Source organism: Candidatus Pelagibacter bacterium nBUS_30 (assembly GCF_051201245.1).
In the GTDB taxonomy this organism is placed as follows: domain Bacteria; phylum Pseudomonadota; class Alphaproteobacteria; order Pelagibacterales; family Pelagibacteraceae; genus Pelagibacter.
Genome location: NZ_CP172842.1, coordinates 921236 through 942681, shown reverse-complemented (window position 1 = coordinate 942681; position 21446 = coordinate 921236). Strand labels below are relative to the sequence as shown.

23 protein-coding genes and 1 riboswitch are annotated in these 21446 nt (G+C 30.2%); of the genes, 17 read left to right on the top strand and 6 right to left on the bottom strand.

Annotated features, from left to right (window positions below):
• The first annotated feature begins 50 nt into the window (after window positions 1–50).
• Entirely contained in the window at window positions 51–2717 is a 2667-nt protein-coding gene (alaS, locus tag ACIJYE_RS05130) for an alanine--tRNA ligase (protein WP_435089737.1), read from the top strand.
• On the opposite strand, the gene ACIJYE_RS05125 is transcribed toward alaS, so the two are convergent.
• Complete coding sequence (locus ACIJYE_RS05125; RefSeq protein WP_435089735.1) at window positions 2709–3923, bottom strand: NADP-dependent isocitrate dehydrogenase; 1215 nt, start codon at window positions 3921–3923, stop codon at window positions 2709–2711. The genes alaS and ACIJYE_RS05125 overlap by 9 nt on opposite strands.
• 75 nt (window positions 3924–3998) lie before the next feature.
• Between ACIJYE_RS05125 and ACIJYE_RS05120 the strand changes: the two genes are divergently transcribed.
• From ACIJYE_RS05120 to panB, 9 genes are read left to right on the top strand one after another with little or no spacing between them, the layout of a single operon-like run.
• The gene (locus ACIJYE_RS05120) at window positions 3999–4646 is read left to right on the top strand and encodes a phosphatidylserine decarboxylase (protein ID WP_435089734.1); all 648 of its coding nucleotides are present in this window, start codon (window positions 3999–4001) and stop codon (window positions 4644–4646) included.
• 2 nt (window positions 4647–4648) lie between these two features.
• Window positions 4649–5455: a CDP-diacylglycerol--serine O-phosphatidyltransferase gene (gene pssA, locus ACIJYE_RS05115; RefSeq protein WP_435089732.1), complete on the top strand. Its 807-nt coding sequence runs from the start codon at window positions 4649–4651 to the stop codon at window positions 5453–5455.
• The gene (locus tag ACIJYE_RS05110; RefSeq protein WP_435089731.1) at window positions 5455–6366 is read left to right on the top strand and encodes a glycosyltransferase; all 912 of its coding nucleotides are present in this window, start codon (window positions 5455–5457) and stop codon (window positions 6364–6366) included. The genes pssA and ACIJYE_RS05110 overlap by 1 nt, the downstream gene beginning before the upstream one ends.
• The gene (locus tag ACIJYE_RS05105; protein WP_435089730.1) at window positions 6367–6978 is read left to right on the top strand and encodes an RlmE family RNA methyltransferase; all 612 of its coding nucleotides are present in this window, start codon (window positions 6367–6369) and stop codon (window positions 6976–6978) included.
• Between the two features lie 37 nt (window positions 6979–7015).
• Complete coding sequence (guaB, locus tag ACIJYE_RS05100) at window positions 7016–8092, top strand: IMP dehydrogenase (protein WP_435089728.1); 1077 nt, start codon at window positions 7016–7018, stop codon at window positions 8090–8092.
• Window positions 8092–8529, top strand: a complete 438-nt coding sequence (locus ACIJYE_RS05095) for a tetratricopeptide repeat protein (protein ID WP_435089727.1) — start codon at window positions 8092–8094, stop codon at window positions 8527–8529. The genes guaB and ACIJYE_RS05095 overlap by 1 nt, the downstream gene beginning before the upstream one ends.
• Complete coding sequence (gene guaA, locus ACIJYE_RS05090; protein WP_435089725.1) at window positions 8519–10081, top strand: glutamine-hydrolyzing GMP synthase; 1563 nt, start codon at window positions 8519–8521, stop codon at window positions 10079–10081. Before ACIJYE_RS05095 ends, guaA begins: the two co-directional genes overlap by 11 nt.
• Window positions 10082–10103: 22 nt before the next feature.
• Window positions 10104–10523, top strand: coding sequence for a VOC family protein (locus ACIJYE_RS05085; protein ID WP_435089724.1), 420 nt, complete (start codon window positions 10104–10106; stop codon window positions 10521–10523).
• A gap of 4 nt (window positions 10524–10527) precedes the next feature.
• A complete protein-coding gene (gene panB / locus ACIJYE_RS05080; RefSeq protein ID WP_435089723.1) occupies window positions 10528–11301 on the top strand; it encodes a 3-methyl-2-oxobutanoate hydroxymethyltransferase in 774 nt (257 codons plus the stop codon).
• Here panB and ACIJYE_RS05075 read toward each other — a convergent pair whose 3' ends face one another.
• Complete coding sequence (locus ACIJYE_RS05075; protein ID WP_435089722.1) at window positions 11302–11913, bottom strand: YjbE family putative metal transport protein; 612 nt, start codon at window positions 11911–11913, stop codon at window positions 11302–11304.
• Window positions 11914–12007: 94 nt separating this feature from the next.
• Window positions 12008–13264, bottom strand: coding sequence for an ABC transporter substrate-binding protein (locus ACIJYE_RS05070; protein ID WP_435089720.1), 1257 nt, complete (start codon window positions 13262–13264; stop codon window positions 12008–12010).
• Between the two features lie 124 nt (window positions 13265–13388).
• On the opposite strand from ACIJYE_RS05070, the gene ACIJYE_RS05065 reads away from it, so the two are divergent.
• The 4 genes from ACIJYE_RS05065 to ACIJYE_RS05050 are packed head-to-tail and all read left to right on the top strand — an operon-like array spanning window position 13389 to window position 16684.
• Window positions 13389–14255 carry a branched-chain amino acid ABC transporter permease gene (locus tag ACIJYE_RS05065; protein WP_435087730.1) on the top strand — a complete coding sequence of 289 codons (867 nt, stop codon included), beginning with the start codon at window positions 13389–13391 and terminating at the stop codon, window positions 14253–14255.
• Window positions 14255–15268, top strand: coding sequence for a branched-chain amino acid ABC transporter permease (locus tag ACIJYE_RS05060; protein ID WP_435089718.1), 1014 nt, complete (start codon window positions 14255–14257; stop codon window positions 15266–15268). Before ACIJYE_RS05065 ends, ACIJYE_RS05060 begins: the two co-directional genes overlap by 1 nt.
• Entirely contained in the window at window positions 15265–15987 is a 723-nt protein-coding gene (locus ACIJYE_RS05055; RefSeq protein ID WP_435089717.1) for an ABC transporter ATP-binding protein, read from the top strand. Before ACIJYE_RS05060 ends, ACIJYE_RS05055 begins: the two co-directional genes overlap by 4 nt.
• Window positions 15977–16684, top strand: a complete 708-nt coding sequence (locus ACIJYE_RS05050) for an ABC transporter ATP-binding protein (RefSeq protein WP_435089716.1) — start codon at window positions 15977–15979, stop codon at window positions 16682–16684. Before ACIJYE_RS05055 ends, ACIJYE_RS05050 begins: the two co-directional genes overlap by 11 nt.
• Here ACIJYE_RS05050 and ACIJYE_RS05045 read toward each other — a convergent pair whose 3' ends face one another.
• Genes ACIJYE_RS05045 through ACIJYE_RS05035 form a run of 3 tightly spaced genes read right to left on the bottom strand, consistent with a single transcriptional unit; the run spans window position 16685 to window position 18743 of the window.
• Window positions 16685–17470, bottom strand: coding sequence for a putative hydro-lyase (locus ACIJYE_RS05045; RefSeq protein WP_435089714.1), 786 nt, complete (start codon window positions 17468–17470; stop codon window positions 16685–16687).
• Between the two features lie 5 nt (window positions 17471–17475).
• Window positions 17476–17970, bottom strand: coding sequence for a tetratricopeptide repeat protein (locus ACIJYE_RS05040; protein ID WP_435089713.1), 495 nt, complete (start codon window positions 17968–17970; stop codon window positions 17476–17478).
• Window positions 17970–18743 (bottom strand): 5-oxoprolinase subunit PxpA, encoded by a 774-nt coding sequence (locus tag ACIJYE_RS05035; RefSeq protein WP_435089712.1) that lies wholly within the window; start codon window positions 18741–18743, stop codon window positions 17970–17972. The genes ACIJYE_RS05040 and ACIJYE_RS05035 overlap by 1 nt, the downstream gene beginning before the upstream one ends.
• 28 nt (window positions 18744–18771) lie before the next feature.
• Between ACIJYE_RS05035 and ACIJYE_RS05030 the strand changes: the two genes are divergently transcribed.
• Genes ACIJYE_RS05030 through ACIJYE_RS05020 form a run of 3 tightly spaced genes read left to right on the top strand, consistent with a single transcriptional unit; the run spans window position 18772 to window position 21261 of the window.
• On the top strand, window positions 18772–19449 hold the full coding sequence (locus ACIJYE_RS05030; RefSeq protein WP_435089711.1) for a 5-oxoprolinase subunit B family protein: 678 nt from the start codon (window positions 18772–18774) through the stop codon (window positions 19447–19449).
• Window positions 19439–20383 (top strand): biotin-dependent carboxyltransferase family protein, encoded by a 945-nt coding sequence (locus ACIJYE_RS05025; RefSeq protein ID WP_435089709.1) that lies wholly within the window; start codon window positions 19439–19441, stop codon window positions 20381–20383. Before ACIJYE_RS05030 ends, ACIJYE_RS05025 begins: the two co-directional genes overlap by 11 nt.
• Window positions 20383–21261 carry a DMT family transporter gene (locus tag ACIJYE_RS05020; protein ID WP_435089707.1) on the top strand — a complete coding sequence of 293 codons (879 nt, stop codon included), beginning with the start codon at window positions 20383–20385 and terminating at the stop codon, window positions 21259–21261. Before ACIJYE_RS05025 ends, ACIJYE_RS05020 begins: the two co-directional genes overlap by 1 nt.
• 22 nt (window positions 21262–21283) lie before the next feature.
• A riboswitch (glycine riboswitch) is annotated at window positions 21284–21374 on the top strand.
• Window positions 21375–21446: the final 72 nt, after the last annotated feature.

Sequence of the window (21446 nt, the reverse complement as noted above, 5' to 3'; positions counted from 1 at the left end):
TTCCCTTACTGTTATCTAGACATAGAATAAAAAAGCTGTATTTTAAAAATATGGCTGACAAATCTCTAAATGAAATAAGAAACACATTCTTAAAATATTTTGAAAAGAATGATCATAAGATTGTAGAGTCTAGCAATTTAGTTCCTAATAACGACCCTACGTTGATGTTTGCAAACTCAGGAATGGTGCAGTTTAAAAATGTATTTACCGGTTTAGAGAAAAGAGATTATCAAAGAGCAACTACTTCTCAAAAATGCGTAAGAGCAGGTGGAAAACATAATGATTTAGAGAATGTTGGATATACACCAAGGCACCACACATTCTTTGAAATGTTAGGGAATTTTTCATTTGGAGATTACTTTAAAGAACAAGCAATCCATTATGCTTGGAATTTAATCACTAAAGATTTTGGTATAGATAAAAATAGACTTTATGTAACGGTTTATCATGAAGATGATGAAGCCTTCAATTTTTGGAAGAAAATAGCAGGTTTTAGTGATGAAAAGATAATTAGAATATCAACATCTGACAATTTTTGGTCGATGGGTGAAACAGGTCCTTGTGGACCATGCTCAGAAATTTTTTATGATCATGGTGATCATTTAGCTGGAGGTTTGCCAGGAACTAAAGACGAAGATGGAGATCGTTTTATAGAAATATGGAACCTAGTCTTTATGCAATATGAACAAGTTTCAAAAGATAAAAGAATAAATCTTCCAAAACCATCTGTTGATACTGGTATGGGTCTTGAGAGAGTTGCGGCATTGCTTCAAGGTACACACGACAATTATGAGACAGATCATTTTAAGAAAATTATAAGTTCGGCTTCAGAAATAATTAAAATTAAACAAGACCAATCTAATCAATCAAGCTTCAGAGTTATAGCTGATCACTTAAGAGCTAGTGCATTTTTAATTGCTGAAGGTGTGCTCCCTTCAAATGAAGGAAGAGGTTATGTTCTCAGAAGAATAATGAGAAGAGGAATGAGACATTCACATTTACTTGGATCTAAAGAACCAGTTTTTTTCAATTTATTTGAAACACTTAGAGATGAAATGTCAGGCAATTATCCTGAATTAGTAAGAGCAGAGTCTTTAATTAAAGAAACTTTAAGAATGGAAGAAGAAAAATTTTTAGTTCTTTTAGATAGAGGAATTAAAATTTTAAATGATGAGATATCCAAAATTGATAAAGTTTTATCTGGAGAAGTAGCATTTAAATTATATGACACTTATGGATTTCCATTAGATCTCACTGAGGATATTTTAAGAAACAAGTCAATGTCAATTGATACAGAAAAATTTCAATCATTGATGAAAGAAAGTAGAGAGCTTGCTAAAAAAAATTGGAAAGGATCAGGTGATGCTGCAGTTGAAAATATTTGGTTTGGAATAAAAGATAAATTAGAGGCCACTGAATTCCTAGGTTATGAAACTAATCAAGCTGAGGGAATAATCTTATCACTTTTAAAAGATAATAAAGAAGTTAAAGAATTAAAAGAAAATGATGAAGGAATAATTGTTGTCAATCAGACTCCATTTTATGGAGAGTCTGGAGGTCAAGTAGGTGATACGGGGGAAATTGTTGCTAATGATTTTAAATTTGAAGTAACTGATGTTCAAAAGAAACTAGGCGACTTATTTGTTCATTATGGAAAAGTAATTAGTGGATCAATAAAGATAAAGGATAGTGTAGAATTGAAAATCAATGTTGATAGAAGAAATAATACTAGAGCATATCACTCTGCAACGCATTTATTACATGAGTCATTAAGGAGAGTATTAGGCGATCATGTTACACAAAAGGGATCTTTAGTCGAACCTAGTCGTTTAAGGTTTGATTTTAGTCACATGAAACCAATACCTACTGAAGAAATTAATAAAGTAGAAAATTTTGTAAATACAATGATTTCAAAAAAATCCGATGTAAAAACTCGTATAATGACACCTAATGAGGCAGTTGAAAATGGTGCCTTAGCATTATTTGGTGAAAAATATGGAGATGAAGTAAGAGTTTTATCAATGGGTGATGAGGGAGATAAATATTTTTCAACTGAGTTATGCGGTGGAACACATGTAAAAAATACAGGAGATATTGGTAAATTTAAGATAATTAGCCAATCCTCAATCGCAGCAGGAGTTAGAAGAATAGAGGCGCTAAGAGACAAACAATTAGAAGACTATTTAAAGAATAAAGAAAAACTTTCTAATATTTCCTCTGAAAAAGATGATGAGGCTATTAAAGATTTAACTCAACAAATAATGGATTTAGGTGGAAAACCTAATGTAGATCAAACAGATCAAAAAACTTTAATAAAAAATTTAACTAAACAATTAGAAACAATTTCAGTTAATTCAATTTTAGAGAATAAATCTAAAAATATTATAATTGATGATGAAATTAATGGAGTTAAATTAAGACTTCAAAAAGTAGACGGCTTGCCACCTAAAGAATTAAGAAAACTTGTTGATAAGGGAAAGAAAGAATTAGGCGAAGGTATAATAATAGTCTTTGCTAGCAAAGATGATAAAGTTGGAATTGCAGTTGGTGTGACAGATAAATTAACAGATAAATTTGATGCAGTTCAATTTGTTAAAGTAGGTTCTGAAATTATTGGAGGACAAGGTGGGGGTGGAAGAAAAGACTTTGCGCAAGCTGGAGGTCAAGATCAGTCTAAAATTGAAGAAGCTTTTAAAAAGCTCAAAACTTTAATTTAATTTTTTTTTAAGATTACCATCAATTTCATCTAAAAATTGATTAGTAGTTAAATATTTGCTTGATGGCCCAATAAGAATAGCCAAATCTTTTGTCATTGCGCCATTTTCAACACACTCAATACACACTTTTTCAATTGTTTGAGCAAATTTTATCAACTCATTATTTCCATCTAATTTTCCTCTGTGGGCTAATCCTCTAGTCCAAGCAAATATTGAGGCAATAGGGTTTGTTGAAGTTTCTTTACCTTGTTGGTGCATTCTATAATGTCTTGTAACTGTTCCATGTGCAGCTTCAGCTTCCATTACTTTTCCATCTGGTGTTAATAATGTACTAGTCATTAATCCTAAAGATCCATAACCTTGTGCCATAGTATCAGACTGAACATCTCCATCATAGTTCTTACAAGCCCAAATGTATTTTCCACTCCATTTCATTGCACAAGCAACCATATCATCAATTAATCTATGTTCGTACGTTAGATTATTTTTTTCAAAATCTGTTTTGTATTCTTTTTCAAAAATCTCTTGGAATATGTCTTTAAATCTACCATCGTATTGTTTCAAAATTGTATTTTTTGTAGACATGTAAACAGGCCACTTCTTAATTAACCCATAGCTAAAGCAAGATCTTGCAAAGTCTTCAATTGATTTATCTAAATTGTACATTGAAAGCGCAACACCAGGACCAGTAAAATTAAATACTTCGTATTTTATTTCATCCTTTCCATCTTCAGATGTCCATTTAACTTCCATCTTACCTTTTCCAGGTACTTTAAAATCTGTTGCTCTATATTGATCTCCAAAGGCGTGTCTTCCAATAACAACAGGATCTTTCCAAGAAGGAACAAGTTTTGGTATATTTTTGCAGATAATTGGTTCTCTAAATACAGTTCCACCGATTATATTTCTTATAGTTCCGTTTGGTGATCTCCACATTTTTTTAAGATCGAATTCTTTAACTCTATCTTCATCAGGTGTAATTGTTGCACATTTAATTCCAACACCAATTTTTTTAATAGCATTTGCAGAGTCTATAGTGATCTGATCATCAGAGTTATCTCTACTTTTCATTCCAAGGTCATAGTATTCAATACCAAGATCAAGATATGGAAGAATAAGCTTATTTTTAATAAACTCCCATATGATACGAGTCATTTCATCGCCATCTAGCTCTACAACAGGGTTTTTTACCTTGATTTTACTCATTTAAATAATTTATGTTATTAATTGAATTTGATTGGTTTATATACATATTAATCAAAAATTAGCAAATAGAAGAATATGTTTAGTAAGATATTTCCAAAGATACATACAGAGGGTTACAAATTTTTAGTAATCGCAGGATTTGCTACACTCATTTTATTATCCTTAAGTAGTTTTTTAGGAACAATAGGATTGTTGTTAACTGTCTGGGTATACTATTTTTTCAGAGACCCTGATAGAGTTATAATTGGAGACGACAACTACTTAGTAAGCCCAGCAGATGGTGAAGTAATTAAAGTTGAGGAAGTAGATGGACCAAAGGAAGTTGGTTTAGAAAATAAAAAATTTAAAAAAATAAGTATCTTTATGAATGTTTTTGATTGTCATGTTAATAGAACTCCATGTTCAGGTAAAGTAGAAGAAATTTTATATAAGCCAGGAAAATTTTTAAATGCATCATTTGATAAAGCTAGCGAAGATAATGAGAGAAATTATTATAAATTAAAAGACCAAAGTGGAAATGATATTATAGTCGTTCAAATAGCAGGATTGATTGCAAGAAGAATTGTGTGTGAAACAAACAATGGACAAGAGCTCAACCAAGGTGACAGAATTGGTATGATTAGATTTGGAAGTCGTGCAGATGTTTATTATGAAAATTATGAACCTTTAGTTAGAATTGGGCAAAGAACAATCTCAGGTGAAACTTTGTTAGCCAAAAAATAAAAATGGAACAACCAAAAAATAATTTAAAAATTATAACAGACAAAAAAAATGCTAGGGTAATTTTACCAAACATGCTCACGTTAATAGGTGTTTGTATTGGATTAACCTCTATTAGATTTGCTTTAGATGGCAAATTTGAATTTGCGATTATAGCAATAATTTTTGCAGCATTGATTGATGGTTTGGACGGAAGAATTGCAAGATTGATTAAAGGAACATCAAAAGTAGGTAAAGAATTAGATTCCTTAACAGATATGATTAGTTTTGGTGTAGCCCCTGCGTTTGTTATGTATTTTTGGAAGTTAAATACATTGGGAAGGTTTGGATGGCTTGTATGTTTAATTTATGTAATTTGTGTAGCATTAAGACTAGCAAGATTTAATGTAAACTCAAACCAAGAACCTTCATGGAGAGATAATTTTTTTGAGGGAGTACCATCACCAGCTGGAGGTATTCTTGTGCTAACTCCTTTAATCATAAGCTTGACAAATTTTAATTATATTCAGTTAAATTATGATATTATTGTTCCAGCGTTTTTTATAACAACTTCTTTATTACTAATTAGTAAATTTCCCAGTTATTCATTTAAAAAGATAGTTATTCAAAGAAAGACAACTATTTTTTTATTATTTGGAATAGTATTATTTTTTGGATTACTTTTAATCTATCCTTTCAATATGATATCAGTAAGTGCTGTTATTTATTTATTGATGTTGCCAATAAGTTTTTTTCATTATCAAAAGTTAAAAAAACAAAATCAGGATAAAGATTCTATTGAAGAAGATGATGATCTTGAAGATGTGCTGTAATGAAAAAAAACGTTATTGTATCACTAGCGGACTCTAACTATTTCCCATTATTGAATGAATTAATCGATTCTATTAAAAGATTTGAAGAAATTAGCAATGTTGCTATTTGTATTTTAGATGCTGGTTTAACTGATGTGCAAAAAGAAAAATTATCGTTAAAAGTTGATGAAATAAAATCAGCTGAATGGGATATAGAAGTTCCAGACAGCAAAATTCAAGGAAGAGAATGGCTTAAAAGCCAGGTCTCGAGAGCATTTTTACCAAAATATTTTCCAAGTTATGAAAAATTTTTATGGATTGATTGTGATGCTTGGGTCAATGATTGGAAGACTATAGAAATATACTTTAAGGCATGTGAAAATGGTAAATTAGGAATTACTCAAACTATTGGGCCTGGTTACAAGATAACTTCAAAAGTAAATTGGGTTTTTGGTAAATTAGCGATTATAAAATCTCAAAATTTTAAACACGCTATAAAATCAAATATTAGTTACAATAAAGCTAGAAAACTTGCATTTGCACCCCACATAAATATTGGAGTTTTTTCGCTAGAAAAAAATTCAAGTGCTTGGAAAACTTGGCAGGAAAATTTAGAACAAACTTTAAAAGGTGGCGATATATTTGGTTCAGAGCAGTTAGCAATGAATATGTCTGTTTACATCAATAATATTGAAACTGAATTTTTACCATTAAATTGTAATTGGTTAACAAGTAATCTTTTACCAAAGTTTGATGAAGAAAATTCTATCTTTGTAGAACCTTATTTGCCAAATTATAAAATTGGAATAATGCACTTAGCGGCTGGTATATGGCAAGACAATAAAGATATGAGACTCAATAAAGAAATCACCATAGATATCAAGACACTTCAAGGAAAAACTGTGAGTAAAAGCTTAAGGTTTGATAATTAATTGAAAAAGAATAAAATTTCTAAAAACTGGGTTAATAAACAAAGACGAGATACTTACGTAAAACAATCTAAGATAGATGGCTACAGAGCAAGATCAGCATATAAATTAATCGAGATAGATGAGAAATTTAAAATATTTAAGGGAGGCATTTCAGTTATAGATATTGGTGCTGCCCCTGGAAGTTGGTCTCAATATGCTACTAAAGTTGCAAAAAGTGGCAGATTGATATCAATTGATCTAAAAGAAATGGAACCTATTGGCAATACAGTTCAGATACATGGAGATTTTACAGAAGAAAAAACTCAAGATGAAATAAAAAAACATATTAATAATAAAGTAGATGTAGTGATGTCTGATATGGCAGTAAATACTACTGGTATTAAAAATATAGACTCTATTCAAACAGGAGAATTGTGCAAAGAAGCAATGTTTTTTGCAAAAGATATATTGGATGTTAATGGTTATTTTGTTTCTAAAATATTTATGGGCGGTACATTTAACGAAATAGTCGCAGAAGGTAAAAAATATTTTAAAGAAGTTAAGGTTTTCAAACCCAAATCTAGCAGGAAAGACTCCAAGGAAAGTTTTATTATTTGTCAAAAACTTAGATAGAGACTTTAATTTTTTAAGGAATCATATATAAAAGATTATGGTTCCTATTAAAGAAGCACTTACCTTTGATGACGTTACATTAGCGCCAAAATACTCAGAAATATTACCTTCAGAAGTTGAAACAGCTGTCATATTAACAAAGAATTTAAAGTTAAAAATACCATTATTATCCTCAGCAATGGACACAGTCACAGAAAGTAAAATGGCGATAGCTATCGCAAGAGCGGGTGGTATAGGAGTTATTCACAGAAACCTGGATATTAAAAAACAAATATTAGAAATTAAAAAAGTAAAAAAACAAAAATTACTAGTAGGTGCAGCAGTAGGTGCTGGACCTAAAGAGTTTATAAGAGCAAAAGCAATTATTAAAGAAGGTGTTGATTTAATAGTTGTAGATACAGCTCATGGACACACGAAAAAAGTGGCTGAAATAATTAAATTTATAAAAAAGTTAAAAAATAATAAAATAGCATTGTGTGCTGGAAATATTGCAACTCCCGAAGCAGCAAAGTTTTTGATTAAATTAGGAGTAGATATTATTAAAGTTGGTATAGGACCAGGCTCTATTTGTACAACTAGATTGGTTGCTGGAATAGGCGTGCCCCAATTAAGTGCAATTTTATCAGTGAGAAATGGTTTAAAAAACAAAAATATAAAGATCATTTCAGATGGTGGTATTAAGTATTCAGGAGATCTTGCCAAAGCTTTTGCAGCAGGAGCTGATGCAATAATGATTGGTTCATTATTTGCTGGTACAGACGAGACGCCGGGAAAATTAATTAAAAAAAAAGGAAAATTATTTAAAAGCTTTAGAGGAATGGGTTCGGTTGGTGCTATGAACAAAGGTTCAGCTGACAGATATTTTCAATCAAAACAAAAAGATACATCAAAATATGTTCCTGAAGGTGTTGAAGGATTTGTGAAATACAAAGGCGATGTAGGCAGTATTATATATAAATTGATCGGAGGACTTAGATCATCTATGGGTTATCTTGGTTCAAAAAATATTATTAAATTAAGAAATAAACCAAATTTTGTAAAAATTACTAAAGCTGGTTTTTATGAAAGCATGGTTCACAATGTTGATGAGGTTAAAAATGATAGTAAATATTAATGAGTAAAATTTTTAAAATTATTACCTCTATCTGTATAGTATTTTTTTTATTTACAAACGCACATAGTAAATCAAATTTTTTTGAGGAAGCTTTAAAAAAGTTTCAAAATAAAAAATATGAAGATGCAAGATTTTTGTTTGAGAGGAATATAGTTTTTAACCCTAAAGATGCTAAATCATATCTATATTTAGCTAAAATTTATAACCATGAAGAAAACCAGAGAAAAGAAGAAAACAATTTAGAAACAGCATTATTAATTGAACCTGATAATGAAGAAGTTTTATTAATGTTGATGAAGATAGCATTGAAAAAATCAAATTATTCTAAAGTAAAAGATCTTTCAGAAACTTTTACTAAAGTTTGTGATATATTATGTGATGAAAACAAACAAATTCAAGAGTCACTAAAAAATATAGAACCTAAAAATGAGTCTTGATCAAAATCTTAATAAAATCTTAATAATAGATTTTGGTTCTCAATTTACCCAGTTAATTGCTAGAAGAATAAGAGAATTAGGGGTTTTTTCTGAAATAATAAGTCACAAAAAAATCAAAATCAAAGATGTTAATAGATCAATTAAAGGAATTATTTTATCTGGCGGACCTTTAAACGTTTATCAAATAAACAAATATTCATTTGATAAAAAAATTATAAATTCAAATATCCCTATTCTAGGAATTTGTTTTGGACATCAAATATTATCTAAGCTTAATGGAGGTAAAGTCAAGCAATCAAAGCACCGTGAATTTGGATTAGCAAATATTTATAAAAAAAATGAAAGCCTATTAACTAAGAATTTTTTTAATAAACAAAAATTAAAAAAAGTCTGGATGAGTCATGCTGATCAAGTATCAAAACTTCCACAAAATTTTAAAGTAATAGCATCAAGCACTAATTCAAAATTTGCTATTGTAGAAAACAAATTAAAAAAATTTTATGGAATTCAGTTTCATCCAGAGGTAACCCACACTGAAAATGGAAAAAAATTGATTAGTAATTTTATTTTTTTGATTTGCAAAATTAAACGCAATTGGTCATCTAAAGATCAAAAAATTCAGCTAATTAGGGAAGTTAAAGATCAAGTTGGATCTGAAAAAGTTATTTGTGCTTTATCAGGTGGTGTTGATAGTAGTGTGGTGGCTCAATTACTTAATAAAGCTATAGGTAAAAAATTATATTGTATTTTTGTTAATACTGGTCTCCTGAGAAAAAACGAAGAAGTACAGGTTGTTCAGACTTTTAAAAAACGCTTAAAAATGAATTTGATTTATGTAAATGCTGAAAAAGAATTTTTAAAAAAACTTCATAATGTTTCTGATCCTGAAAAAAAGAGAAAAATTATCGGTAATCTTTTTATAAAAATATTCGAAAGATATGCAAAAAAAATAAGAAATGTTAAATTTTTAGCCCAAGGCACTCTTTATCCTGATCTAATTGAAAGTAAATCTGTTACAGGCAGTCAAACTTCTAAAATTAAATCACACCACAATGTTGGTGGCCTTCCAAAAAAAATGAAATTAAAACTTGTTGAACCCTTAAAATTTCTTTTTAAAGATGAAGTTAGAAAATTAGGTTTAGAGTTAAATTTAAGCAAGGATATTATCTCAAGGCACCCTTTCCCAGGACCTGGTCTAGCAATTAGAATGCCAGGGATAATTACAAATGATAAAATTAAAATACTTAAAGAAGCTGATTATTATTTTATTCAAGCTTTAAAAGATCATGGTCTTTATCATAAAATTTGGCAAGCATATGCTGCTTTGTTACCAGTTAAAACAGTAGGTGTTATGGGTGACAATCGTACTTATGAGTATTTATGTCTATTAAGAGCAATTACTTCTGAAGATGGAATGACAGCAGATTTTTATGAGTTCAAGAAGTCTTTCATGGAAACAATTTCTAATCAAATAGTGAATAGCATAAGAGGTATCAATAGAGTTGTTTATGATATTACCTCAAAACCACCTAGTACTATTGAATTAGAGTAGTTTTGAACTATAAATTAGTCATATGAAATATTTGCATACTATGATCAGAGTTAAAAATATTGATGAGTCATTAAAATTTTTTTGTGATGGATTAGGTTTAAAAGAAACAAGACGTATGGAAAATGAAAAGGGTAGATTTACTCTTGTCTTTCTTGCTGCTCAAAATGATGAAAAAGCAGAAATTGAATTAACATATAATTGGGATGGTGATGAACTTGGAGAAGGTTCAAGAAATTTTGGCCATTTAGCTTATAGGGTTGATAATATTTATGAGACTTGTCAAAGATTAATGGATATGGGCTATACTATAAATAGACCACCCCGAGATGGCCATATGGCATTTGTTAGATCTCCAGACAATATTTCAATTGAAATACTTCAAGAAGGAAATTTAGAGCCTAAAGAACCTTGGGCTTCAATGGAAAATACCGGCTCGTGGTAAGTCGATGAAAAAGCAAATATTAGATATAATTAAAAAAAAAAATAAATCAAAGATTGTTAGTTTAACTGCCTATTCGAAAAATACTGCTTCAATCTTGGATAACTTCTGCGATATAATTTTAGTAGGAGATTCACTTGGTTCAGTTTTATACAATTACAAGTCTACAAGAGAAGTAAGCTTAAAGACTATGATAGAGCATTCAAAAAGTGTGAGAATGGGTATAAAAAAAAGTTTAATGGTTGTCGATATGCCACATAACACATATCGAAATTCTAAAGAAGCACTTAAAAATGCAAAAAAAATAATTTCAATTACAAAATGTGATGCTGTTAAATTAGAAGGTGGAAAAAAAATTTATAATATTGTTAAAACTTTAACTAAAAATAAAATACCAGTAATGGGTCATGTAGGATTGCTCCCACAATCAGATAAAACCTTTAAATACAAAGGAAAAAAAAGCTCTGAAAGAAATAAGATTTTAAATGATGCCAAATTATTAGAAAGTGCAGGTGTGTTTTCAATCGTTCTTGAATGCGTAGAAACTTCTCTAGCAAAAAAAGTAACAAATCAAATTAGTATTCCAACTATAGGAATAGGGGCATCAAATAATTGTGATGGGCAGATTTTAGTATTAGATGATTTGATTGGACTTAATCCAATAGATGTAAGGTTTGTTAAGAAATATAGCAATATTAGAAAAGAAATAAAAAAAGCAGTATCTAATTATTCTAAGGATGTGAAACAAAAAAAGTTTCCACTAAAGAAACATTCTTATTAACTAAAAATATTTAATAAATTCCTCGTTAATTTCTAAAATTTCAAGATCAACTAATCCACCAATTATTAATTGTAACCCTACAATAAGAATAAATATCAATCCCATATAAGCTATCCAGATATGTTTCTGTATATAATTTGCCATATATGTCGCTAGAGCTCCAGTTAGTACGACTGATAAAACGAGGCCGAAAATCATAAATCCAAAATATTCTTTTGCTGCAGCAACAACTCCAATGACGTTGTCAAAGCTGATCATAATATCTGCAAATAAAACTTTTCCAATACTACTTATGTAAGAAGGTTCTCGTGCTTTTTTAGTTTGTGATTTAATCTTTTTAATATCAACTAAATCTTTTCTCAAATCGTTGACTATCCAAATTAATAATAATCCTCCCAAAATTTTAATGAAATAAAATTTAAATAAGTAAGTAGCAAATAGTGCAAAAAAAATTTTGAATACAAAAGCTCCTGCAACACCCCATAAAATAATTTGTTTCCTATTTTTGGGTACGAAGTTTGCTGCAATTGAACCAACTATAACCGCGTTATCAGCTGTTAAGATAATAGTGATAAAAATAATTTTAGTTAAAATAACAAGTTCTTCAATCAAGGTAAGTTAATATTATTTTAAATTTATAATAATTCAATAAAAAGTATAAAAAAAAGGCGGTCAAATTAATGACCGCCTTTAATTTTATCTAAAATTATTTTTGAGACCAAGTAGGCATTGGATACTGCAATTTACATGCAGCTAATTCAAATGGGTAAACTGTACAATATTTACCACCTTGAACTTGCATCAAAATACCTCTAGTTTTTTCATTCTGACCATCAGCACCAAATTTAATTCCTCTATAAGGAACAATTAAAGAGTCTGACGACATATCTAAATTAACTAGCGCTTGTCTAATTTTTTCAGGATCAGTTGATCCAGCATTATTAATTGCATTCGCTAATGCCATAAAACCAGTAAAAGCTCTAGCTGGCACATCAGATAGATCTCTTCCACCTGAGTGTGTTTTGAAAAGATCATTTACAGTACCAATCATTGGAATTGTAGTAGCCAAGTCAGTATTAAAAGGAGATCTTGTAATTACACCTTCAGCTTTACTTCCCATAGTAGCTATAAATTTTGGATCAGTATATCCAGCATTTTGTGCAACTAAAAGTTTAGGGTTGTAATCAAGTTCTTTAGCAGTATTTAAAAACAAATAAGCATCAGCAGTATAAGATGATGGCAATAAAACATCAGGGTTTTTTGCTTTCAATCTTTGTACTTCAGAACTTAAAGATGTTGTTTTTGCTTTATAGCTAATTTTTTCAACAACTTTAAATCCTTGGTCTTTAGCCATTTTATTTTGTGTTCCACCACTATCAGATCCCCACAAAGTATCTTCATGAATAATACCAAGTGTATTTAATTTGTTATTATTCTTTTTGTTGAAGTCGTTCATAAATTCAAACATTAATTGAGTAAATTCACCATCGTGTGGAGTAACTCTAAAGAAATATTTAAATCCTCTTGTTGTTAATTTTGGAGATGTAGACTCACCATTAACCCAAGGTATACCAGCTCTTTCAGAAACTTGACTAGCTGCACCAGTAACTGATGAATAGTAAGCTCCAAACATTGCGTGAACTTTATCAGAATTTAACATTTTTTCTGTTTCACCAACCCCAATATCTGGTTTTCCACCATGGTCACCAACAACAATTGAAATTTTTCCACCACCTAAACCTTTTAGGCCAGCATCTTTTGCTAAAGGCATTCCAGGAATATTGTGGCTATTATTAATAATATCTAACGCAGTTTGTACTGCAGCAACCGCATCCTTACCGACTTGGGCCACAGGACCAGTTAATGGATACAATACTCCAATTTTAACATCTTGTGCAGAACTTATTACAGGCGCACAAATTAATGATAAAAAAGTAAATACTGCAAGTATTAATTTTTTCATTTATTTCCCCTCATATTTGTTTTTGTTAATAATTAATTAAATACCATATATAAAATCAATTCAATGATATACTTTTGCGAATATATATAATGTTTATACGTATTCTAATTTATATTTGTTCTAAATGACATCAGAGATTATTCTTCAAGCAATTGTGACTGGTCTAATGATGGGATTGATTTATGCCTTAATAGCTGCAGGATTGAGTTTAATTTTTGGTCTAATGGATATTGTGAATTTTGCTCACGGTGAACATTTAATGCTATCAATGTTTTCTTCATTTTGGCTGTGGTCATTATTTGGGATTGATCCTATTTTTTCAATTCCGATTACAATTTTATTGATGGCTGTATGTGGAATACTCACACACTATTTTTTAATTAGATACATCTTAAAAGCAAAAATGTTGATTCAAATCTGTGCTACTTTTGGGTTATCAATATTCATAAGATCTATAGCTCAATTATTATGGACACCAGATTTTAGAAATGTAGAAAAACCTTTATTGGAGGGTAGGCTTGAAATAGGATCTGTTTTTATTGGTCAACCACAACTAGTAGCAAGCTTAGTATGTTTGGTTGCTTTTATAGCTTTATATTTATTTGTTACAAAAACTGAAACTGGTTTAGCTTTACAAGCTACAGCTCAGGATAGACACGCTGCTGAAATTTTAGGAATTCCATCAAACAAAATGTTTGCAATTGGATGGGCAATCGGACTTGGATGTGTAGGTATAGCAGGAGGAATGATGGCTAACTATTTTTTCATTTTTACTGATGTAGGAATTAATTTTGCTTTATTTGCGTTCGTTGCTGTAGCTCTAGGTGGTTTTGGAAGTATTATTGGCTGTTTGTATGCAGGAATAATTATTGGTCTTGTCGAGTCATTAGGTGGCTTATTGATAGATCCATCTTTTAAACTTTTGTATGTCTTTGCAATATATTTATTAGTAGTGATTTATAAACCCCAAGGTTTATTTGGTAGATATTAATGAACGATAAATTATTAACCGCACAAGCAGAGCCACTTTGGAACACAGACAAAAAAATTATTTCATTAATTGCTGGCATAGTTTTATTATTGTTTGCACTACCTCATTTTGGATTAAACTCTTTTTATCTCCATTTAATGATCATGATTTTTATGCATGCTGTTATGGCGCAATCTTGGAACGTGATAGCTGGATTTTCTGGCCAGATTAGTCTTGGCCATGGTGCTTTCTTTGGCATAGGAGCTTATGCAACTTCATTTTTTTATGTTCAGTATGGTATTTCTCCTTGGATAAGTATATTTTTTGGAATAATTTTTTCAGGAATTGCAGCAGTTTTAATTGGAATACCAATGCTTAGATTAAGTGGGCATTATTTTGCAATCGCAACTTTGCTGATAGGCATAAGTTTTCAAGTAGTTTTTCAAAGATGGGATTTAGTTGGTGCAGCATCTGGTTTATGGGTTCCAATGACATCTGGTGACTCTTGGTTAGCGCTTCAATTTCACACAAGTAAAATGCCTTACTATTATGTTTTTTTAGTATTTTTTTTAATCACTTTTTATTTGGTTTGGATCTTAAGTAGATCAAAATTAGGATTTAGATTAAGAGCTGTGAGAGATGATCCTCAAGCGGCATTAAGTTTGTGTATTAATGTTTCAAATTATAAAATTATTGCTTATGTAATATCAGCAATGATTATGGCTCCGATGGGAAGTTTGTTTGCTCAATACATTTTAATAATTGATCCTGATAGAGTTTTTAATATTGAAATATCAATTATTGTTTTGTTGATAACTGTCCTTGGAGGAATAGGTAATGTTTGGGGTCCATTACTTGGAGCAGCAATCTTGATTCCAATTTCAGAATATTCAAGAATATATTTAGGTGGTACAGGTGGTGCAGTAGATCTAATCATTTATGGACTAATATTAATGTTAATTTGTGTCTTTAGACCAGATGGACTTATATCTTTTGTTCCAAAAAATATTTTAGAGAGAAAAAAACAAAGATGAAAATTTTATCTGTAGAAAATTTAAGCAGAGCTTTTGGTGGAATTAAAGCAAACAATAATATTTCTTTTGAGGTTGAAGAGGGTTCTATACTTGGTGTAATCGGTCCAAATGGTGCGGGAAAATCTACTTTATTTGACTTAATCACAGGTTATACAAAAGCTGATACTGGTGATGTTAAATTTTTTGAAAAAAATATTTATGGATTAACTCCTGACAAAATAAGCAAACTAGGTATTGGAAGAACATTTCAAAAATTAAAACCATTTGCAGATCAAACATTGCTTGAAAATGTAATGATAGGTTCGTTTGTTAAAGAAAAAAATATTAAAAAAGCTAGAGATAAAGCTTTAGAAATAATTGATTTTGTTGACTTGATTGAGAAGAGACATCATTTTGCAAAAGAGCTTTCTACAGGACAAAGAAAAAGACTTGAGATGGCAAGGGCAATGGCAATAGAGCCAAAATTATTACTAATGGACGAAGTAACAGGTGGTGTTGACCAAAAAACTATACCTGGTCTCGTGGAACTTATCAAAAAACTCAAAAAGTCAGGAGTTACAATTGTTACGATCGAACATAATATTAATATCATTATGGAGATTTCAGATAATATCTTAGCTCTAGATCAAGGAGAAAGAATAGCCCATGGCTCTCCTAAAGAAATTCAAAATAATAAACAGGTTGTAGACTCTTATTTAGGAACATTCGATGCTACTTGATATTAAAAATATTGATGTTTTATACGATGACTTTCAAGTAATTTGGGACGTATCTATAAATGTTAAGAAAGCAGAAATGGTTGCTCTTTTAGGCCCAAACGGTTCTGGTAAAAGTACAATTTTAAACACAATAAGTAATTTAGTACATCATAAGAATGGAAGTATACATTTTGATAACAATTTAATCTCTAAAGAGCCTACGCATAAAAGAACTGCACTAGGTATATCTCATGTTCTTGAAAGAAGAAGAGTTTTTCCTCATTTGACTGTAATGCAAAATCTTTTACTTGGCGCTTGGCACCCTGCAGCTAAAAAGGAATTAGATAATTCACTAAATAAAATTTATAAGATCTTTCCAAAACTTGAAGCTAGATCAAGCCAATTAGCGAGGACAATGTCTGGCGGTGAACAACAAATGTTGGCAATAGCTAGAGGCATGATGGGGCTTCCAAAACTTTTAATGGTTGATGAACCTTTTTTAGGTTTGTCACCAATAGTAATGAAAGATTTAATTAAGATTTTTAAAAATATTGTTAACGAAGGAATATCAATTTTGTTTGTTGAGCAAAATGTTAGATTGGCTCTTAGTATGGCTGATAGAGGCTATGTACTTGAAAGTGGAAGGTTAGTTATTGATGGAAAATCAGAGGATCTAATTGATAACGATAAAGTTACAAAAGTTTTTTTAGGAAATTAATTATAAGGCTGCTAAATCATTATTTAGTTTATCAGTTATAAGCATTTTTCCAGGACTGTGTGTTATACAAAAATCTGGTTTCGAATCTTGCAAAACAGATTGTGGTGTTACTCCACAAGCCCAAAAAACTGGAATTTCATTATTCTTAAATGCTTTTGGCGGATCACCATATTCTGGATTCATTATATCTTTTATACCAATTTCCGAAGGGTCGCCCAAGTGTACAGGTGCACCATGAACAGCTGGAAATCTTGAACTAATTTGGACTGATCTAATGGCATCTTTTGAATTCAATGGCCGCATAGATACTACAAGTTTTCCTGAAAATTGCCCTGCTGGTTCACAATCTATTGAGGTTCGATACATTGGTACAATAGTATTATTCTCTATATGTTGAATAGATATTCCTGCTTCAATTAAAGGTAACTCAAAAGACATCGAGCATCCCAAAACAAATGTTGTTAAATCTTCATTCCAATATTTTTTTATATCATATGGTTCATCAATAATTTTTCCTTTTTCCCATACTCTATATTGAGGTACATCTGTTCTTATATCGATGTCTCCTAAATCTTTTAAAGATGGATCTCCCTTAGTGCCAAAGCCTATTAGAGGACAAGGCTTTGGATTTTTTTGACAAAATGATGCAAAGTCCATTGCGTACTTACTTGGTAAAATACAAATATTTCCTTGTACATATCTGTTTGCAGATCCAGCTGTTTGTTCAGTATATTCGTTATTTCTGATTACTTTTCTTGCTTCTTTTGGATTTTGTATGTCAAGCATATGAATTAATATTTTGATGTTTTTGTTCCATCAATTATTTCTTTTAATTCACCATACTCTTCACAATTACAATTTGCCAATACATTTAATCTTTCTTTTGCAAGATTAATTCTGTTAGTCACAACATAAAGCTCACCCAAATATTCGTTAATCCCTTTATGGTTAGGATCAATTTCTAAACCAAGCAGGTAATATTTTTCTCCATTTTCATAATCTCCAAGTTTTCTAGTTGTAAAACCTAAGTAATTTAAAGTATCAGCTTGAAGAGGCTTTTTATTATTTGAAGTAATTAATAATTTTTGAGCTTTTTCATATCTCTTATTAGCTTTTTCAGTTTTACCTTTTTTTTCATATTTTTTGGCTTGTTTAATAAGTGAAACAGCTTTGTCATAATTAGATTTAATTTTTGATGAACTGCTTTCACTACCTGTTCCAGCAGCTTGTGCACTATTTGAAAATAAAATTATCAAATAAAATGCGAATAAATATTTTTTTAACATTAAATAAATTTCTCCATTAAGTTTAAAGGTTTTAATTTAAGTCCATTATCAATCAAATTATCTTTAATTGATTTTGCTGTAGCTAATGAACTTTCATTATCCCCATGTATGCACACAGAGTCTATTTCACAAGGTATCTGTTTTCCACTGTGACAATTAAGTGCCTGATTTTTTACCATATTTAATACGTGTTTTTTTGCTTGTTCTGGGTCTGTGATTAGTGCGTGGGGTTTTTTTCTAGAAACTAGATTTCCATCATCTTCATAGTTTCTATCTGCAAAAATCTCGCATGCAATTTTCATATTAAGTTTTTTAGCAGCTTCTTCCATTTTCGAACCAGTTGGGACAAGGTAAATTAAATCTTTATTAATTCCTTTTATTGTTTTAGCTAAAGTAGTCGCTAGCTCTATATCTTCACAGGCCATGTTGTTAAGTGCACCATGAGGCTTAATGTGGGTAACACTCTCTTTATAATTGTCTGCGATTGTTTGTAAAATATCATATTGATCAATGATTAGTTTTGAAATTTCACTCGAAGAAAGATTCATTCTTTGTCTGCCAAAATTTTCAGGGTCATTAAATGATGGATGTGCGCCAATGCTTACTCCATTTTTTTTTGATATTTGGATAACTTGATTCATTGATTCATCATCTCCAGCATGAAAACCACATGCAACATTGGCAGAGTTTACTATCTCTAGTAAATCAGGATCATACTTATTAGAATGATGTTTAGATTTTTCACCTAAATCACAATTTATATTAATTTCCATAGTCTTAAATGTTGAAGTATAACATGGCATGATAAAAAATATATCAAATCTTGGCGACGCAGCACTTTACTGTGATTTTGGAACCGAGGTTAATAAACAAATTAACTCTGAGGTAATTAAGTATTTTAATGCAATTAAAGAAAAAAATATTGAAGGAATTAATAATCTTACACCATCTTACAATAAACTGATTATTTCTTATGATCTTCGTGTAACAAATTTTAAAGAAATTAAAGATAAAATTGAAAAACTTAATGTTGAAGAAACTTTTAAGATAACCAATAAAAATTTAGAAGTACCAGTTTGTTGTGATGCTTCATTTTGTTTAGACATGGAAAGATTAGAGAAAAAATTAAATTTAACTAGAGAAAAAATTATAGAGAATTTTTTTAATAAAGAATTTTTTTGTTATATGACAGGATTTATTGCGGGCATGCCTTTTTTAGGTGATTTAGATGAAAATTTGAGAGCTCAACGTTTAGAAACTCCAAGAGTAAAAGTGCCCAAAGGATCTGTCGGAATGACTGAACAGTTTGCCAATATTTATACATTTGAAAGTCCAGGTGGATGGAATATCATTGGAAATACCCCGTTAGAAGTATTTGATAGTTCAAAAGAAAAAGATCCTAATTTAATTAACCCAGGTGACACTGTTAAATTTAAACAAATAACACTAGAAGAATATAACAACTATAATGAGCAATAATTATTTTGAAATAATAAGAGCCGGTATAAACACAACATTTCAAGATAAAGGAAGAAATAATTTATATCACATAGGAATTCCATTCAGTGGAGCCATGGACAATAGAAATTATCTCTTAGCAAATAGACTAGTCGGTAATAAATCAGATTTACCAGTCATTGAATTTGCTTATCAAGGCCCTTTATTAAGGTACTACGGAGATAAAATTACTATTGTTTTAACTGGAGACGTTATTTTTAAGATAAGAAAAAAGGATATTGAAATAGAGGGTAATTGTTATGAAAGTTATCAACTAGAAAATGGAGATGAGATTGATATTTTATCGACCAATAAATCTGTTTATGGTTATTTGGCTATTAGTGGGGAGTTTAATCTTAAATTTCAATGGGGGAGTTGTTCAACAAACACAAAAGCTTACATCGGTTCTAACAACGGTAAAAAATTAGAAAATAATCAAAAATTAATCGTTTCCAAAATAAATACAAATCAACAAAAAAAGAAAACCAATTATTTAAACTCAAAAGTAGAAAATATAAGAGTTATAAAAGGAACTAATTTTGATTATTTTTCTGAAAAAGGAAAAAGTAATTTTTTTGAAAAAGAATTTACTGTATCAAAACTATCTGATCGAATGGGAATGAGATTAAATGGCTCTGAAATAGAAAATATTGTTAATACAAATATAAAATCAGAAGGTTTATTGAAAGGAGTGATTCAAGTTCCAGCGGATGGTAATCCAATCATAATGCTTTCAGATCATGGAACGATAGGGGGTTATCCAAAAATAGGAGTTGTTGCTAGTGTTGATTATGACAGATTAGTTCAAATATCACCTGGTTCAAAAATAAAATTTAAAGAAATAGAATTATCTGATGCAGAAACTTTGTTTAAGTTGTATGAAATGGAAACTCAAAATTTAATTTCACAAATCTAATGAATATAATTACAAAATTACCAGGACCTTTATTAGTATTTTTAGGTGCTTGCAGTTTAAGTTTTGGAGGGCTTATAGTTAAGTCATTTGAGGGTTCAACTTTATGGCAAATCTTATTTTGGAGATCTTTATTTTTTTCTCTGACAGTTCTGGCCTTTTTGATAATTACTTATAAAAAGAAAATCTTCACTTCATTCTATGAGTCAGGTTTGCCAGGTTTTTTTGGAGGAATAATATTATCTTTTGGTTTTTGTGGGTACGTATTTGCCATGTATAATACTACAGTTGCTAATACTAATTTTATTATATCACTTCAAATTTTATTTCTTGCAATATTTGGTTATTTTTTTCTAAAAGAAAAAATTTCTGCAATTACATTAGCTTCTATTATTTTAGCAATGACAGGAGTTTTATTAATGGTTGGAAATTCATTAACTCCAGGTGAATTATCAGGAAATCTTGCAGCTTTCACGATGCCAATTACTTTTGCAATATTGATTATTATTGTAAGAAAATATCCAACAGTTGATATGGTTCCAGCTCAATTTGTAGCAGGTGTATGTTCATGTTTTATTGGTTTTTTACTTTCAACAAAAATAATGGTTTCACCACATGATATTTTTCTAGGTTTTTTAGGTGGTTGCTTTCAAGTTGGATTAGGATTTATATTTATTACAACTGGAGCAAGAACTACACCTTCAGCTATGGTTGGAATAATAATGTTATCCGAATCTGTTTTGGGTCCTATCTGGGCTTTTATATTTGTTAGTGAAAGACCATCAATGTTTGGGTTAATTGGAGGAGCTATTATTATTTTTGCTGTATTAATTCAATTTTACTCACTATTAATTAGGCGTAAAAAAAGTATTTCCCATTGACCATCTGTAAATAGTTGATAAGTTAATAGTTAACGGGAGAGATTACAAATTTTGTAACACCGAAGGAGCAACCACCCAGGAAACTCTCAGGTAAAAAGGACCGTAACATATTAACTCTGGAAAGAGATTAAATTCTCGCCGAAGGAGCAAAACTCTCAGGCAAATATACAGATGGGTACAAAGAG

Excerpts from the sequence above, each read along its gene's own strand:
- alaS (WP_435089737.1), top strand. The coding sequence starts at position 51 with ATGGCTGACAAATCTCTAAATGAAATAAGAAACACATTCTTAAAATAT.
- ACIJYE_RS05125 (WP_435089735.1), bottom strand. The coding sequence starts at position 3,923 with ATGAGTAAAATCAAGGTAAAAAACCCTGTTGTAGAGCTAGATGGCGAT.
- ACIJYE_RS05120 (WP_435089734.1), top strand. The coding sequence starts at position 3,999 with ATGTTTAGTAAGATATTTCCAAAGATACATACAGAGGGTTACAAATTT.
- pssA (WP_435089732.1), top strand. The coding sequence starts at position 4,649 with ATGGAACAACCAAAAAATAATTTAAAAATTATAACAGACAAAAAAAAT.
- ACIJYE_RS05110 (WP_435089731.1), top strand. The coding sequence starts at position 5,455 with ATGAAAAAAAACGTTATTGTATCACTAGCGGACTCTAACTATTTCCCA.
- guaB (WP_435089728.1), top strand. The coding sequence starts at position 7,016 with ATGGTTCCTATTAAAGAAGCACTTACCTTTGATGACGTTACATTAGCG.
- ACIJYE_RS05095 (WP_435089727.1), top strand. The coding sequence starts at position 8,092 with ATGAGTAAAATTTTTAAAATTATTACCTCTATCTGTATAGTATTTTTT.
- guaA (WP_435089725.1), top strand. The coding sequence starts at position 8,519 with ATGAGTCTTGATCAAAATCTTAATAAAATCTTAATAATAGATTTTGGT.
- ACIJYE_RS05085 (WP_435089724.1), top strand. The coding sequence starts at position 10,104 with ATGAAATATTTGCATACTATGATCAGAGTTAAAAATATTGATGAGTCA.
- panB (WP_435089723.1), top strand. The coding sequence starts at position 10,528 with ATGAAAAAGCAAATATTAGATATAATTAAAAAAAAAAATAAATCAAAG.
- ACIJYE_RS05070 (WP_435089720.1), bottom strand. The coding sequence starts at position 13,264 with ATGAAAAAATTAATACTTGCAGTATTTACTTTTTTATCATTAATTTGT.
- ACIJYE_RS05065 (WP_435087730.1), top strand. The coding sequence starts at position 13,389 with ATGACATCAGAGATTATTCTTCAAGCAATTGTGACTGGTCTAATGATG.
- ACIJYE_RS05060 (WP_435089718.1), top strand. The coding sequence starts at position 14,255 with ATGAACGATAAATTATTAACCGCACAAGCAGAGCCACTTTGGAACACA.
- ACIJYE_RS05055 (WP_435089717.1), top strand. The coding sequence starts at position 15,265 with ATGAAAATTTTATCTGTAGAAAATTTAAGCAGAGCTTTTGGTGGAATT.
- ACIJYE_RS05050 (WP_435089716.1), top strand. The coding sequence starts at position 15,977 with ATGCTACTTGATATTAAAAATATTGATGTTTTATACGATGACTTTCAA.
- ACIJYE_RS05045 (WP_435089714.1), bottom strand. The coding sequence starts at position 17,470 with ATGCTTGACATACAAAATCCAAAAGAAGCAAGAAAAGTAATCAGAAAT.
- ACIJYE_RS05040 (WP_435089713.1), bottom strand. The coding sequence starts at position 17,970 with ATGTTAAAAAAATATTTATTCGCATTTTATTTGATAATTTTATTTTCA.
- ACIJYE_RS05035 (WP_435089712.1), bottom strand. The coding sequence starts at position 18,743 with ATGGAAATTAATATAAATTGTGATTTAGGTGAAAAATCTAAACATCAT.
- ACIJYE_RS05030 (WP_435089711.1), top strand. The coding sequence starts at position 18,772 with ATGATAAAAAATATATCAAATCTTGGCGACGCAGCACTTTACTGTGAT.
- ACIJYE_RS05025 (WP_435089709.1), top strand. The coding sequence starts at position 19,439 with ATGAGCAATAATTATTTTGAAATAATAAGAGCCGGTATAAACACAACA.
- ACIJYE_RS05020 (WP_435089707.1), top strand. The coding sequence starts at position 20,383 with ATGAATATAATTACAAAATTACCAGGACCTTTATTAGTATTTTTAGGT.